The sequence below is a fragment of the Rothia nasimurium genome, from assembly GCF_928382285.1.
GTDB classification, from domain to species: domain Bacteria; phylum Actinomycetota; class Actinomycetes; order Actinomycetales; family Micrococcaceae; genus Rothia; species Rothia nasimurium_E.
Genome location: NZ_CAKMSS010000010.1, coordinates 1 through 12,838, shown reverse-complemented (window position 1 = coordinate 12,838; position 12,838 = coordinate 1). Strand labels below are relative to the sequence as shown.

Below are 12,838 nucleotides of genomic sequence, written 5' to 3'. Positions count from 1 at the left end.
GACCGAGGCCCGGGCGTCCTTCCCCTTCTGTAGGGGGCGGACGCCCGGGCTTCAGTTTGCGTTGAGGGGCAAGATTTAGACGCAGGATATTTGCCGGCAGCCTGCTGGCTTTCGGGGCTGGCGTGAATCACTTGTGAGCGCAGCGAACCGGTGAGAGGGTCGCAGGCAAAGGCAAATATTCTGCGTCTCAGAAATCTTTTAGTAAACCACGATCGGCTTGTAGCCCTCAGCTTCTAGGGCCGCGATGACTTCCTGGCAGTGCTCTACGCCCTTGGTTTCCATGTCGATGGTGATGGAGACATCGCCCATAGAGAGGGCGCCGCCCAGGCGGGTGTGGTCCACGCCGGTGACGTTGGCGTCGTGCTCCGAGATGATGCGGGAGATGGTGGTGAGCTCGCCGGGGCGGTCGTTGAGCATGAGCTTGATGGTCATGTAGCGACCCGCAGCTGAGAGACCTCGCTGGATAACCTTGAGCATGAGCATGGGGTCGATGTTGCCGCCTGAGAGCAGGCAGACTGTGGTGCCCAAATCACCGTACTTTTCCTTGAGGGACCCGCTCATGACCGCCGCCACCGAGACCGAACCGGCCGGTTCAACGACCAGCTTGTTGCGCTCCATCAGGAAGATGAGGGCGCGGGCAATTTCGTCTTCAGAGACGGTGTGCACGTCGTCCACCAGGTTCTTGATGATGGTGAAAGGCAGCTGGCCGGGGCGGCCCACCGCGATGCCGTCGGCGATGGTGGAGACCTTTTTCAGGGGCACCAGGGCGTCTGCCGCGAGAGAGGGCGGGTAGGCTGCCGCGTGCTCAGCCTGGACGCCGATGATGCGGATTTTCTTACCCAGCTTTTCTTCCAGCGAGCGCACCGCGATGGAGAGCCCAGCCAGCAGGCCGCCGCCGCCGACACCCACCAAGATGGTGTCAACGTCCGGAACCTGTTCCAGGATTTCTAGGCCCAGGGTGCCCTGGCCTGCGATGATGTCTTCGTTGTCGAAGGGGTGCACAAAGACAGCACCGGTTTCTTCGGCGTAGCGTTTGGCTTCTGCCAGGGCTTCGTCCACGTTCACGCCGTGTAGCACGACCTCGGCCCCGTGGCTGCGGGTCGCTGCAATCTTGGGCAAGGCCGCACCCTGGGGCATGTAGATGCGGGCGGCGATGCCCAGGCGGGAGGCTGCCAGCGCCACGCCCTGGGCGTGGTTACCTGCCGATGCTGCCACCACGCCCACGGCCTTTTCAGCCTCGGTGAGCTTAGCCATGCGCACGTAGGCGCCGCGTACCTTGAAGGAGCCTGAGCGCTGCAGGTTCTCACATTTGAGGAAGACCTCGGAGCCAATCTGCTCGCTCAGGGCGCGTGAGTGGGCCACGGGGGTGCGCTCAATGACGCCATCGAGTAGGCGGGCTGCGTCTTCAATCTGGCTTAGGCTCACGGGGAGCTCTACCGGGGCGGGTGCTTCTTGCATCGTTACCTCGTCTTGTCTCTTACTTCTGGGCGCCGTTGTTAATGGCCTCTAGAGCATCTTCATCGGCCTTTTCGGCTTCCTTAATGCGGTTGAGGCGTTCCTTGACCTTCTCAGCGATGGCCTTTTTCTCGCGGCGTTTAATCTCGTGGGGGTAGAGGAACTCCTCCTCGCGAATATGGGGGTCGTGCTCCCATTCGCGGCCAGCCAGGTAGCGGATTACGGTGTTGACCACGGCCAGGACGGGCACGGCGAAGAGGGCGCCGACGATGCCGTAGAGCATGGAGCCTGCGACCACAACGATGACGACGGCCAGGGGGTGCAGGGCAACTGCCTTACCCATAACCAGAGGCTGAAGGATGTTGGATTCAATCTGCTGCACAATCAGCACCATGGCCAGCATGATAAGGGCGTTGACCAGGCCGTTAGCGACCAGGGCTAGCAGGACGGCGATAACACCGGTCAGTAGCGCACCAACGACGGGAATGAAGGAGCCTAGGAAGACCAGGACGCCCAGGGGCAGCGCCAGGGGGACGCCCAGGAAGAAGGCTGAGAGGCCAATACCGATGGCGTCAACGGCGGCCACGAAGACCTGCACGCGCACGTAGGAAACCAGTGAGGTCCAGCCGCGACGGCCAGCACCGTTGACAGCGCGGCGGGCGTTGCGGGGGAAGAGCTTGACGATGAAGAGCCAGATCCGTTCACCTTCCATGAGGAAGAAGATGAGGGTGAAGAGAACAATTACCATGCCGGTACCGATATCGGCTGCGGTAGAACCGACGCTGGCTACCCCGTTGAGGATGCTGGAGGTGTTGTCCTGCAAGGTTGTGACCAGCTGGCTGATGTACTGGTCAATCTTGTCTGCCCCCAGGTCGATGGGCAGGTTGTTGAGCATGGCAACAATCTGGTTCCAGCCCTCAACCACCTGGTCTGAGAGGGATGAGAAGCCTGCGGTGAGCTGCTGGCCGACCAGGGCGAGCAGGCCGACGACAGCCGCAATCAGGCCGACCTCGGTAATTGCGGTGGCAATACCGGCGTGGATGCGGTTACGGCGGAGGAAGTAGACCACCGGCGACATCAGGCCAGCGAGCAGGGCCGCAATCATAATCGAAATGACGATCAGGGAGATCTTAGCCAGCATCCAGTAGAGGGCTGCGGCCGCGATGCCCACAATCATCAAACGCCAAGACCAGGCTGCTGCAATCTGCAGGGCAAAGGGCACCTGACGGTCAGATGCGGTCTGCCGGGCAGGGGGTTCAGGAATAGTGACACTCATACTTTCTATCTTCCCACGTTTCCTTACTATCTGCCCCGCGCTAGCTCGTATCCCGGACATAAGCGTGACGAAACTCGCCCGGGGCAGAAGCACAGTTGCTTCTGCCCCGGGCGAGGATTTTATCTCTAGCGCTCTAGAAGGAGTCTAGGTTTTAGTCGTCTGCCATAGCTCGAACGTAGTAGAGAATACGCAGAATCTCGATGTAGAGCCAGACCAGTGACACGATCAGACCGAAAGCGATACGCCATGATTCGCGCTCAGGAGCACCCATCTTGATAGCTTCAGAGGCGTGGGTGAAGTCGAGCAGCAGGGAGTAGGTGGCCAGCAGCACGGCGAAGAGACCGATAATTAGGCCCAGGGGGATGCCCATAACCTCAACGCCGCGTGCGTTGAAGCCGAAGAAGAGTGAGGCTACGAGGTTGATAAGGCAGAAGACAGCGTAGGAAATCGTCGCAATCATAAAGAAGCGGGTCATCTTGGGGGTTGCCCGCACCTTTCCGGAGCTGTAGAGCGCCAGAATAGTAGCAAAGACAATAACGGTTGCCATGACTGCCTGAAGCACGATACCGGGGTAGGAAGCCTCGAACATGCGAGAGATACCGCCAACCAGCAGGCCTTCCATGACCGAGTAGGTCATGACCAGGGCAGGTGAGACCTTCTTCTTCAGGGCGTTGACGAAGCCCAGTACCAGGCCGCCGATGAAACCAACGAACATGAGGATGGGCATGTACCAGGCGAGTACAGCGCCCACTACCACCAGGCCCAGGTTCAGGCCGGTTTTCATGATGATGTCGTTGATGGTGATGCGGTTGGTATCGACGGGGTCGGCGGTACCGGCGTTATACATGTCGTTGAGCTGGCCAGCTGATACCTGCTGGTTCTCGTACCCGTAGGGGGCCTGCTGGGTGTAGCTACCCTGCTGGTAGGTCCCGTAGGGGTTCTGGGCCTGCTGGCCGTAGGGGTTGGCGGTGGTGGTGCCGCCAGCACCGAACTGCCCGAAGCGGGGATCGCCAGCGGGCTTCGTCATGTTGTTAATCAGGGGGTTACCTGCCACGGCTGTTGTCTCCTAGTGGTAATAAGTAGTCGTGGTAAATGTCTTGTCTTCTACCCTACCGAATCTTGGCCGGCTTTTCTTCCCGTTTTTCTCAGGGCGTGAGCGGCTGGGGTTAGGCGGTGAGTTCGGCTTCGAGGAAGTCGAGGACGGCTCCGTCGTTGTTGGAGCCAATGGTTAGGTCTGTGACCGGGGCGAGGGCCGGGTCGGAGTGCTCCATGGCGATAGCGCGCCCGGCGTAGCGGAACATTTCAAGGTCGTTGCCAGAGTCGCCAAAGGCCGTGGTCTGTTCGGCGCTCAGCCCCAGGTGCTCAGCTAACCAGGCCAGGCCGTGGCCCTTGTGGTTGCCGTCCAGAATCAGGTCGATAGCCCCGAAGCCACTGGAGGTCGCTGCGATTCCTTCAGGTAGGGCATCGTGTAGCTTTTCGATGGTCTCGTAGATTCCCTCGTCGGGATCGGCGTTCAGGGCGATCTTGACGATAGTTTCGGTGATGGTGGTGGGGTCGTCGATGGCTTCTACGTTGGGGTAGAAAGGACGAATCGCGGTGATGGGGTTTTCCGGGTCCCAGCCGGGCAGGTCAATGCCGACCTTGGTGACCTGTTCGTGCACGCGTCCGGCGATGGTCGCTAGCCGGTCGCTGGGAACAAAAGAGTGGTGACGGCAGGACAGAATAATGCCCAGAGCAGGGAAGTTCTCGAGAGCCGTCAGTGCCTGGTTTACCAGGTCAGGGCTAAAACCCCACAGGGCTAAGTCGGTGCCCCGGTTATGGATAATGGCACCGTTCTCTGCGATGTAGTACAGATTCTTGTGGTGTTCATACCCGGCCAGGTATTCCTCGATTTTTGGCATCTGGTTGCCGGTTGCTACCGCCAGGTAGGAGCCCTGTTCAGCTAGCAGGGTCAGGACGCGGTCCAGCTGCTCGTGCTTGTAGGTTTTGTGGTCGGTGAGCAGGGTTCCATCGAGGTCAACAGCGTAGAGATGAGGTGTCTTCATAGCTTCTACTCTATCGAAAACCCTAGGAGCCGCAGATACTACTGCCGCAGCGTCCTTTTCCCGGACCTAGAACTTCACCCTACTCGTTCTCTCTTGACCCTATAGATTATCTCGGGGTCAAGAGAGAAAGAATAGGGTGAACAAAACAATATCTTGCTTGTGAGCCAGAGTCTCCCCCATTCTCGGGGGATGGGTGACAATCGCTGTCGTTCCCTATTCAATACTCAAGAGGTCGCCCGGCGAGCATTCTAGAACATCACAAATAGCAAGGAGCGTACTAAACCGTATAGCTTTCGCACGATTGTTTTTGAGTTTAGAAAGATTAGCAACTGTCACCCCAACTCGGTCTGACAACTCAAGCAATGTCATAGAACGCTGATCAAGTAAAACACCCAAATTACAGTGGATGTATTTGCCACTCTTTTCAACCGGTTCAGACAAGGTCATCAACCTCTTCCTGAAGCTCAATTGCCTGACGAATCGACCCCTGCAGGACGTACAGCATCGCAAGCAGCAGGAACACAAGAACCATGACTGAAGTATTGGTGAGTAGACCACCGCTCCACTGGTCGTTCAGGCCAAGACGGTGCGCAAGGAAATTATTACCCATGCCTTCAATGCCACTGCCAACCAGCCAGCCGAGTACCGCATAGGCAACGACAACCGCACGTTGTGATGTCTCTTCGGTGTACAGCTGACCATTCTTAATGCGATTCAGCATGGACCACATCCCCCAAATGGCAACTAGCAGGCTCGCCGACTTGAGCACAAAACCTGTCATTAAGTATGCAAAGGGTCCCCCAGCTGCAAGGTCAAAACTGACACCACCTTCAACTGCCGGGCTCAGGAAAGTATGAAATTTCTGATCGACAAATACATTCAGTACGTAAGTGACAAGAAATAGGGTGCACAACATAGCCAATGCAGTAACGTCAAACGACCAGAAGCTTTTCTTTCTAAGGGGACCTGTAGACACAGTCGCTTCCTTTCTGACTAATTGATGATTGTTCGCATGAACTCTCTCAACCATTTACATATCGTTTTTCAATACTATCGTTTATCGATGTTATCGTTTATCGATATGCCGTGCAAGTCTTCAGCCTAAACAGAATTAGTCAGGGGCGCCCAGTTCACCCATGCTACAAAAAAGAGAGTACGCCTGCGCTTCGCGCATTATGGCGTCAGTACAGTTTCAGCTGGCTGAAATTGCCCCACTGGGGCAATTTCTTAACGCCAGGCTACAAAAAAGAGAGTACGCCTGCGCTTTGCGCTTGACGTACTCTCTTTTTTGTAGCCCCACCGGGACTCGAACCCGGAACACAAAGATTTTAAGTCTTCTGCCTCTGCCAATTGGGCTATAGGGCCTTGAGCGGGCACCCGCCGGGTGAACCCCAGCGAGCGCTATCGCTTATACATTTATACCAGAAAAGTTCCTAGAGCTTTGCCTTGGTCTTCTCAGGTGCGGTGCCGGTAGCCTGCTGGAAGGCACGGCGGGGTGAACGCTGGTGACGGATCGATGAGGTGTCACGGCCGAAGATCTGGTTGAGTGCCCAGGTGGCCATGACGCGTGCGGTGCGTTCGGTGGTGGGGATAGCGGTGCCGTGGTAGCCGCGGTGCATGAGCCAGGCGATGGGGCCGCCGATGGTCTTGCCCTTGAAGTTAGCTACGCCCTTCCACAGGCCCAGGCCGGCAACGACGCCGATGGTCTCGTGGTAGTAGTCGGTCAGTGCTTCGCCGCGGCGCTTGGCCAGCAGGTTTTCTGCCAGCTTGAGGGCCTGGCGGGAGGCGTGCTGAGCGTTGGGGACGCAGAAGCCGCCGACGCCGCCACCGGAGAGGTCGGGTACAGCTGCGTTGTCGCCTGCTGCCCAGGCGTCCTCGATGATGCCCTCATCACCTGCAACGCGCAGGTCGGCCTGTACGCGGACGCGGCCGCGCTCGTCGATGGGGAAGTCGGTGTCCTTGAGCATGGGGGACGCTGCAACGCCGGCGGTCCAGATCAGGGTGTCGGTGTCGAGTTCACCGGCGGGTGACTTGTCGCCCATGTTGATCAGCTGCAGGTGGCCGTCGGTGGCGTCGGAGAGTGAGGTGTTGAGCAGGACCTCGATGCCGCGGGCGCGCAGTTCAGCGACAACCTTTTCGGCGCGGTCTGCGGGGACCTCGGGCATGATGCGGGGGGCTGCTTCGACCATGACGAAGCGCAGGTCTGAGATGCGCAGGCGGTCGTTGCGGTTGACGGCTTCGCGAGCCATGTCTTCAAGTTCGGAGATGGTTTCGACGCCTGCGAAACCGCCGCCGACGATGACGAAGGTGAGGGCGCGGCGGCGCTCGTCCTCGTCGGTGGTGAGGGAGGCGATTTCGATGCGCTCGAGTACCCAGTTGCGGACGGAGACTGCTTCTTCAACGGTCTTCATGCCGATGGCAACCTCGGCCAGGCCGGGGATGGGGAAGGCACGGGTGACGGCGCCTGCGCCCAGGACGATTTCGTCGTAGGTCAGTTCGAAGGTTTCACCGGCGTTGATGGGTTCGATGGTTGCGGTCTTGGTAGCGTGGTTGATTGCTACGACGCGGCCGCCGATGATTTCTGAGTCGCGCAGGTGCTGGCGCAGGGGTACGGTGGCGTTGCGGCCTTCCATGGAGCCTGCAGCTACTTCGGGGAGGAAGGGCTGGTAGGTCATGTAGGGGTTGGGGTCGACAACGGTGACGACGCCACCGGACTCCTTGATGACCTTCTGGATCTTCTTTGCGACGGTGAAGCCGACGTAGCCGCCGCCGACGATGAGGACGCGGGGGCGGTCCTGTGCAATCTTGTTGAATGCCATGCGAGTTAACTTCCTGTTGGTGTAGTGCCGGTGTTCCGGCAAAAAGTCTCCATGCTTATATTGCCACTTTTGCGGGGTTTAAGCATAGTTTTGGGCGGTGTATTTGCTGTGAGCGTTTCTTGCCCTGCCGGTGTCTAGCCTTTCAGAGCGGGGTGAAGATTTGATGAAGACTAGATGAGGTGGGCGCGGGCTAGCGGCGACGGCTGCGTTTGATGATGTTGGTGAGCTGGTGGATGGAGCCGAAGGTGATGATGCCGACCCAGAGGGCGAAGGCGGCGAGCACGATGAAGGGCAGGATGCCGGAGTCTTCAACGGGGCGGACGGGCGTGGGGGCGGCTGCTTCTGTGATGGTTTCGCCGGCCTGGTGCACGGGGGTTTCGCTGGCGCTGGGCACAGCTGAGGCGGTGTTTTTGCGGTGGACGTTGATCCAGTCGCTCATGGAGCCGAGCGGGTTGGTGTCGGTGTCGTCCGGGGTGGAGCTGGCCAGGGCGGCTTTGGGGTTGATGATGCCGTAGCCGTAGAGGGCATCGCGCCCGTCCGCTCCGGCGTCATCGCTGGATTCGATGATGCGCTGAATCACCTGGTTGCCGGTCAGGTCGGGGTATTTTTCCATGATGAGGGCGGCAAGGCCGGCAACGATGGGGGCGGCTGCTGAGGTGCCTGACCAGGTGGCGTACTTGTTGTTGGGGATAGCGCCAATCATGGACTCGCTGGGGGCTGAGACCGCGATAGAGATGCCCTGCGAGGATGAGGACCAGGAGTCCTGCTTGTTCTTATCGACGCCGCCAACGGTGAGTACCCCGGGCATGGTGGCGGGGGCGCCTACCTGGGTAAGCCCGGCACCGCGGTTGCCTGCAGAGGCGATGATAATGATGCCCTTTTCTTCGGCGTAGGCAAAGGCAGAGTCCCAGGATTCGGGCCAGCTGGTTTTATCGGAGCCCACAGACAGGTTGATGATATCGGCCCCGTTATCGACGGCGTAGCGCACGGCGTCCGGAATCTGCTCGTCGACCGAGCGGGTGGTGGCACTGGTGGTACCGAGTTCTAGAGAAATAGGCAAAATGGTGGCATCGGGTGCTACCCCGATCATGCCTGCGGACTCGCCGGGTTCGCCGGAATTAGCGGGAGTGATGCCGTCATCGTGGCCGTGGCCTGCGATCACAGAGGCAACCAGGGTGCCGTGTTCGGGTTCAACGCCCAGACCCTTCCAGCCCTTGTTCTTGGTGGTTCCGGTCGAGGCATCGTAGCCGCTCACCACGTTACCGGTGAGGTCTTGGTGGGTGCCGTCCACACCGGTGTCGATGACGGCGACGGTAACACCCTTGCCGGTGGTTTCGCTCCACAGGTCGGTAAAGCCGTACTGGGTGAGCCAGTACTCGCGGGCGCGGATTGAGTCGCCCTTGGGGGTAGCGATGGTGGGTACCGAGGCCAGGGCGCTGGGGCTGGCACTGGCCTTTGAGGTAGCGCTGGCTGACGCACTTGCTGTGGCGCTGGCGCTGGTGCTAGCCGAGGGGCTCGCCGTGGTGGCTCGGGCAGGGAGGGCACCGAGCGCCAGGGCGGTGGCTAGAGCCAGGCCACTTGCAAGCAGGGCGGTGCCGGTGGGAAGTCGCCGAAAGGCCATGGACGGCTCCTAGCGGCTGGCACGTTCGGCAACCGACAGGGCCAGACCATCGAGGATGTCTTTTTCTGAAGCGATAGCGCTGGTGACCGCTCCCCCGGTGAGGGCGCTGATGCGCTCAACGATGCGGGCCCAGACAACCGACCCTGCCGGAATGACGTCTACCCGGCCCTCGTGCATGTAGGGCAGGGCGGCACGCTCGGCGCTGGTCATAGCGACCATATCGGCAGCGGCCCGGGAGATGTCCTTAATGGCGATCTCGGCGCGGTCGATTTTTTCGGGGTCATAGGCGTCAAGCCCCATCGCGTGGGCTGCCACGGTGGTGACGGTTCCCGCCACGCCCACAACGCGGCGGGCCGCCGATAGGTCAACGGAGGCACTTGCGGTTGCAATAGCCCGGTCGGTATCTGCAATGACGCGGGAAACCTGGGTGACATTGGCAGGGTCGGAGCTAATATGGCGTTCGGTCATACGCACGCAGCCGATATCAACCGAACGAGCTGCGGCCAGGCCGTCCTTGTTTCCCAGCACGAACTCGGTGGAGCCGCCGCCCAGGTCAATCACCAGGGTCATCTCGTCGGTGTTACCCACCGACGAGACGGCACCTGCAAAGGACAGTTCTGCCTCTTCCCGCCCGGTAATGACCTCGGGTTCTACCCCAAGAATCTCGCGGATTCCGTCGATAAAGATTTGGCGGTTGCCCGCGTCGCGGGTGGCGCTGGTGGCGGCAAAGCGTACGTGCTCTACCCCGTACTCGCGCAGCAGGTCGGCGTATTCGCGGGCCGCGGCAAAGGTGCGTTCCAGGGATTCTTTGGCCAGCCAGCCGGTGGCGTCCACGCCCTTGCCCAGGCGCACAATTTTCATGCGACGCTCAAGGTCGGTGAGCACAAAGCCCTCTTCGGTGGCTTCGGCCTCGGCGATGAGCAGGCGAATTGAGTTGGTTCCGCAGTCGATAGCGCCAACGCGCATGGTTACTCCCGGTGACTCGTAGGGCAGGTATAGGTGATGTATGGGGCGGACGCCGGTGGGCGACTAGTTGCGCCAGGCGGGGTCGCAGTGGCAGGTTTCGGGGGTCCACCACTCGGCAATCAGATCAAGGGTTGCATCCCCGTAGGGGTTGATGCCGCGGCCAACAGCCAGGGTGTGGCCAAGCACGGCGTGCAGGCACTTGACGCGGGTGGGCATGCCACCGGCTGAAACGCCCTCAATTTCGGGCACTTCTTCTAGACCGGCCTTGACGCGAATGCGTTCGCGCTCTGCCAGGTAGTTCTCGTGGGCGCCCCGGTAGGCGGCTGCCTTGCTCTCGTCGTCGGTGACCTCATCGGTCATCTCGTACATAGCGCCCTCAGCTTCGAGGCGGGAGGCTGCGGCGGTGATAACGGGGTGGGCCAGGTAGAAGGTGGTAGGGAAGGGTGAGCCGTTGGCCAGGCGCGGGGCGGTGGCGGCGACCAGGGGGTTGCCGCAGACGCAGCGGGCCGGGATTTCTACGACATCGCGCACGGTGCGCCCCAGCTGGGCTGAGAGCACTTTCAGGTCAAGCTCGGTGGGGGTGAGGGTTTCGGCGGTGACGCCGAAGCCCTGGGGCTGATGCTCGGTGCTTGCGGGTGTGGTCATGGTGTCCTTAGAGGGTGGTGCTGGTTTTTCTAGTCTACCGGCGCTAGCGGGTGGTGGCGGTAGCGGTGGGCTCTGCGCTCGGGGTAGCCGAGGTGCTGACGCTCGGGCTGCTTGAGCTCTCGGGGGCGGGGCTGCTGACGGAGGTGTCTTCGGCGGCCAGCTGCAGGGAGCCCCAGAGTTTGGTGGTCCAGGAGTCTTCGGGGGCGGTTTTAGCGGCCGCACTGGTGTCGTCCGCCAGTTCGCTGGTGGAGTCCACGCCTACCACCAGGTAGGGGGTCTCCCCCGGTTGTACGTAGAAGAGACGGCTGCGGGCCTGTTGCTTGACGTAGTTGTCGTCCTGCCACCAGCTGACCTGGGCGTTCAGCGAGTCCTGCTCGGCTTGCAGGGCGGCGATGCTGGCCTTGGCGTCGTTGATTTCGTTTTGCTGGCGAAGGAAGGAGGTCAGCGGGGTGTAGACCGACAGGGCGATAATCACCAGCACGATGGCGAAGGTGATGAAGTGCCCGCTAAAGGAGTGGGCGGCTACCGGGGTGGCCAGCTCCTGCGAGGGGGTTTCTGCGGTGGTCTCGGTGCGCAGGGGCTTAGCTGCCCGGGCACGGCGGGGTTTGGCCTGCTTTTCCCGAGAGGGGGCGGACGCCGGCTTCCCCAGCCCGAAGCCAAAAAAGGCTGCGATGGGGTTGGGTTTCTTACCCGGTGTGCGTGCCATAAGTGCTCTTCCTGCCCTCTCGTCCGTGATTTTCCTATTTTACCGCCTGAACTGGGCCCCCGCTGAACGGTTCCTGCCCCCGTCCTTAAAGGGCAGTACCCCGGACAGGGGCAACCTGGCCGGGGCACGGGCGTCCTTACTCTCTTACCTTAGAGAGTGGGCAGACAAGGCATATTGTCTACCTTGTTTCTTTGTTTACGGCAGTTGGTAGACAGCATCGCAACGTGAGATGAGCCAGTCATCGTGAGTTGCTACAAGTACCGTAGCACCGGCGTCTGCTCTTTGTCTGAGTAAGTCATATATTAGTTGGCTATTATGGTGATCTAGTGAAGCTGTGGGCTCATCAGCGTAGAGAACATCAGCCCTTTTATACAAGGCCCGGGCAATGCCTAGTCGCTGTTTTTCACCTCCAGAAAGTACGGTTGCGGGTTCTAGACTACGCCCTTCCAGCCCTACCTGGGTTAGGGCCTCTTCGACAGTCTGGCGGTTACGTTTAAAATCCCGGTCTGAGAGGGTTACATTTGCGCCGACTGTTTCATCAGTCAATGTTCCGTAATCCTGGTATATGAAGGCTGCCTTCTGAGCCCAAAACTGGGCCCGTTTCTTCTCTGGCCATGGGCTTGTGTCATGGCCATCAATAGTAACTTTTCCCGATGTTGGTGTTACGAGAAGACCGAGGGTAGCTAGTAGAGTGCTTTTACCGCTGCCGCTGACTCCTGTAAGCGCCGTAATCTGCCCCGGCATAGCAGAAAGCGAAACTTCCTGAATAATTTTTCTCTCTCTTATAACTACAGTGATATTTTGTGCCTCAAGGTGGGTCATGATTGTTCCTCTCGCAGTACAGCAGATTTGAATTCACGACGGGTAACAAAAATATAGGAAGATACCAGGAGCAGTAGATAGAGCCCTAGCATAAGGATGAAGGACTGTATTCCATCTATAGCAGTTGAATAGGAACCGATGCTTATAGCAAGGACTGCTCCAAGTAGCAAAGCTCCAGCACCGTACCCTACCTGAACATGTAGAGGATTATTTACGATTTTTTGGTAACTCTTACCGGCACAACGAAGAATAAAGATACTCTCGCGTTGAGACCGAGCCCAAGTAAGTGCTCTGGTGTAAACCAAGGCTATCAGTGAAACTACAAGCAAGATTCCTGATAGTAGGTAAAAGACTAGGAGGCTTATTCAAAAATCCAACCCACCAACTAGACAACGGCCCCACCACACGGCAACCTAGAGGATAAAACGCCAGTAATATTCTCAGCACCGCACCGGAGGAACCGTTGCACCACCACCGTACCAC

At 59.4% G+C, this 12,838-nt stretch carries 12 protein-coding genes and 1 tRNA gene; all 13 read right to left on the bottom strand.

The features are described from left to right. Positions 1–198: 198 nt before the first annotated feature. Complete coding sequence (gene ilvA / locus L6758_RS09775; protein WP_237205925.1) at positions 199–1,458, bottom strand: threonine ammonia-lyase; 1,260 nt, start codon at positions 1,456–1,458, stop codon at positions 199–201. A 19-nt stretch (positions 1,459–1,477) separates the two neighbouring features. Beyond that, positions 1,478–2,731: an AI-2E family transporter gene (locus tag L6758_RS09770; protein WP_237205926.1), complete on the bottom strand. Its 1,254-nt coding sequence runs from the start codon at positions 2,729–2,731 to the stop codon at positions 1,478–1,480. Positions 2,732–2,882: 151 nt separating this feature from the next. Then, positions 2,883–3,785, bottom strand: a complete 903-nt coding sequence (locus L6758_RS09765; RefSeq protein ID WP_237205927.1) for a Bax inhibitor-1/YccA family protein — start codon at positions 3,783–3,785, stop codon at positions 2,883–2,885. Positions 3,786–3,897: 112 nt separating this feature from the next. Then, the gene (locus L6758_RS09760; RefSeq protein WP_237205928.1) at positions 3,898–4,776 is read right to left on the bottom strand and encodes an HAD hydrolase family protein; all 879 of its coding nucleotides are present in this window, start codon (positions 4,774–4,776) and stop codon (positions 3,898–3,900) included. A 213-nt stretch (positions 4,777–4,989) separates the two neighbouring features. Then, positions 4,990–5,223, bottom strand: a complete 234-nt coding sequence (locus L6758_RS09755) for a helix-turn-helix domain-containing protein (RefSeq protein WP_237199318.1) — start codon at positions 5,221–5,223, stop codon at positions 4,990–4,992. Continuing rightward, a complete protein-coding gene (locus tag L6758_RS09750; RefSeq protein ID WP_237205929.1) occupies positions 5,210–5,752 on the bottom strand; it encodes a DUF2975 domain-containing protein in 543 nt (180 codons plus the stop codon). The genes L6758_RS09755 and L6758_RS09750 overlap by 14 nt, the downstream gene beginning before the upstream one ends. A gap of 315 nt (positions 5,753–6,067) precedes the next feature. Next, positions 6,068–6,141: transfer RNA gene (locus L6758_RS09745), tRNA-Leu, on the bottom strand. 68 nt (positions 6,142–6,209) lie between these two features. Next, a complete protein-coding gene (locus tag L6758_RS09740; RefSeq protein ID WP_237199316.1) occupies positions 6,210–7,595 on the bottom strand; it encodes an NAD(P)/FAD-dependent oxidoreductase in 1,386 nt (461 codons plus the stop codon). A gap of 190 nt (positions 7,596–7,785) precedes the next feature. Beyond that, complete coding sequence (locus L6758_RS09735) at positions 7,786–9,216, bottom strand: S8 family peptidase (protein WP_237205930.1); 1,431 nt, start codon at positions 9,214–9,216, stop codon at positions 7,786–7,788. 9 nt (positions 9,217–9,225) lie between these two features. Continuing rightward, positions 9,226–10,182 (bottom strand): Ppx/GppA phosphatase family protein, encoded by a 957-nt coding sequence (locus L6758_RS09730; protein WP_237205931.1) that lies wholly within the window; start codon positions 10,180–10,182, stop codon positions 9,226–9,228. 63 nt (positions 10,183–10,245) lie between these two features. After that, positions 10,246–10,827 carry a DUF501 domain-containing protein gene (locus L6758_RS09725; RefSeq protein ID WP_237205932.1) on the bottom strand — a complete coding sequence of 194 codons (582 nt, stop codon included), beginning with the start codon at positions 10,825–10,827 and terminating at the stop codon, positions 10,246–10,248. A 43-nt stretch (positions 10,828–10,870) separates the two neighbouring features. Further along, complete coding sequence (locus tag L6758_RS09720; protein WP_237205933.1) at positions 10,871–11,533, bottom strand: FtsB family cell division protein; 663 nt, start codon at positions 11,531–11,533, stop codon at positions 10,871–10,873. Positions 11,534–11,728: 195 nt separating this feature from the next. Next, the gene (locus tag L6758_RS09715; RefSeq protein WP_237205934.1) at positions 11,729–12,355 is read right to left on the bottom strand and encodes an ABC transporter ATP-binding protein; all 627 of its coding nucleotides are present in this window, start codon (positions 12,353–12,355) and stop codon (positions 11,729–11,731) included. Positions 12,356–12,838 lie beyond the last annotated feature (483 nt).

Coding starts and splice junctions, on each gene's coding strand:
- ilvA (WP_237205925.1), bottom strand. CDS start 1,458: ATGCAAGAAGCACCCGCCCCGGTAGAGCTCCCCGTGAGCCTAAGCCAG.
- L6758_RS09770 (WP_237205926.1), bottom strand. CDS start 2,731: ATGAGTGTCACTATTCCTGAACCCCCTGCCCGGCAGACCGCATCTGAC.
- L6758_RS09760 (WP_237205928.1), bottom strand. CDS start 4,776: ATGAAGACACCTCATCTCTACGCTGTTGACCTCGATGGAACCCTGCTC.
- L6758_RS09755 (WP_237199318.1), bottom strand. CDS start 5,223: ATGACCTTGTCTGAACCGGTTGAAAAGAGTGGCAAATACATCCACTGT.
- L6758_RS09740 (WP_237199316.1), bottom strand. CDS start 7,595: ATGGCATTCAACAAGATTGCACAGGACCGCCCCCGCGTCCTCATCGTC.
- L6758_RS09735 (WP_237205930.1), bottom strand. CDS start 9,216: ATGGCCTTTCGGCGACTTCCCACCGGCACCGCCCTGCTTGCAAGTGGC.
- L6758_RS09730 (WP_237205931.1), bottom strand. CDS start 10,182: ATGCGCGTTGGCGCTATCGACTGCGGAACCAACTCAATTCGCCTGCTC.
- L6758_RS09725 (WP_237205932.1), bottom strand. CDS start 10,827: ATGACCACACCCGCAAGCACCGAGCATCAGCCCCAGGGCTTCGGCGTC.
- L6758_RS09720 (WP_237205933.1), bottom strand. CDS start 11,533: ATGGCACGCACACCGGGTAAGAAACCCAACCCCATCGCAGCCTTTTTT.
- L6758_RS09715 (WP_237205934.1), bottom strand. CDS start 12,355: ATGACCCACCTTGAGGCACAAAATATCACTGTAGTTATAAGAGAGAGA.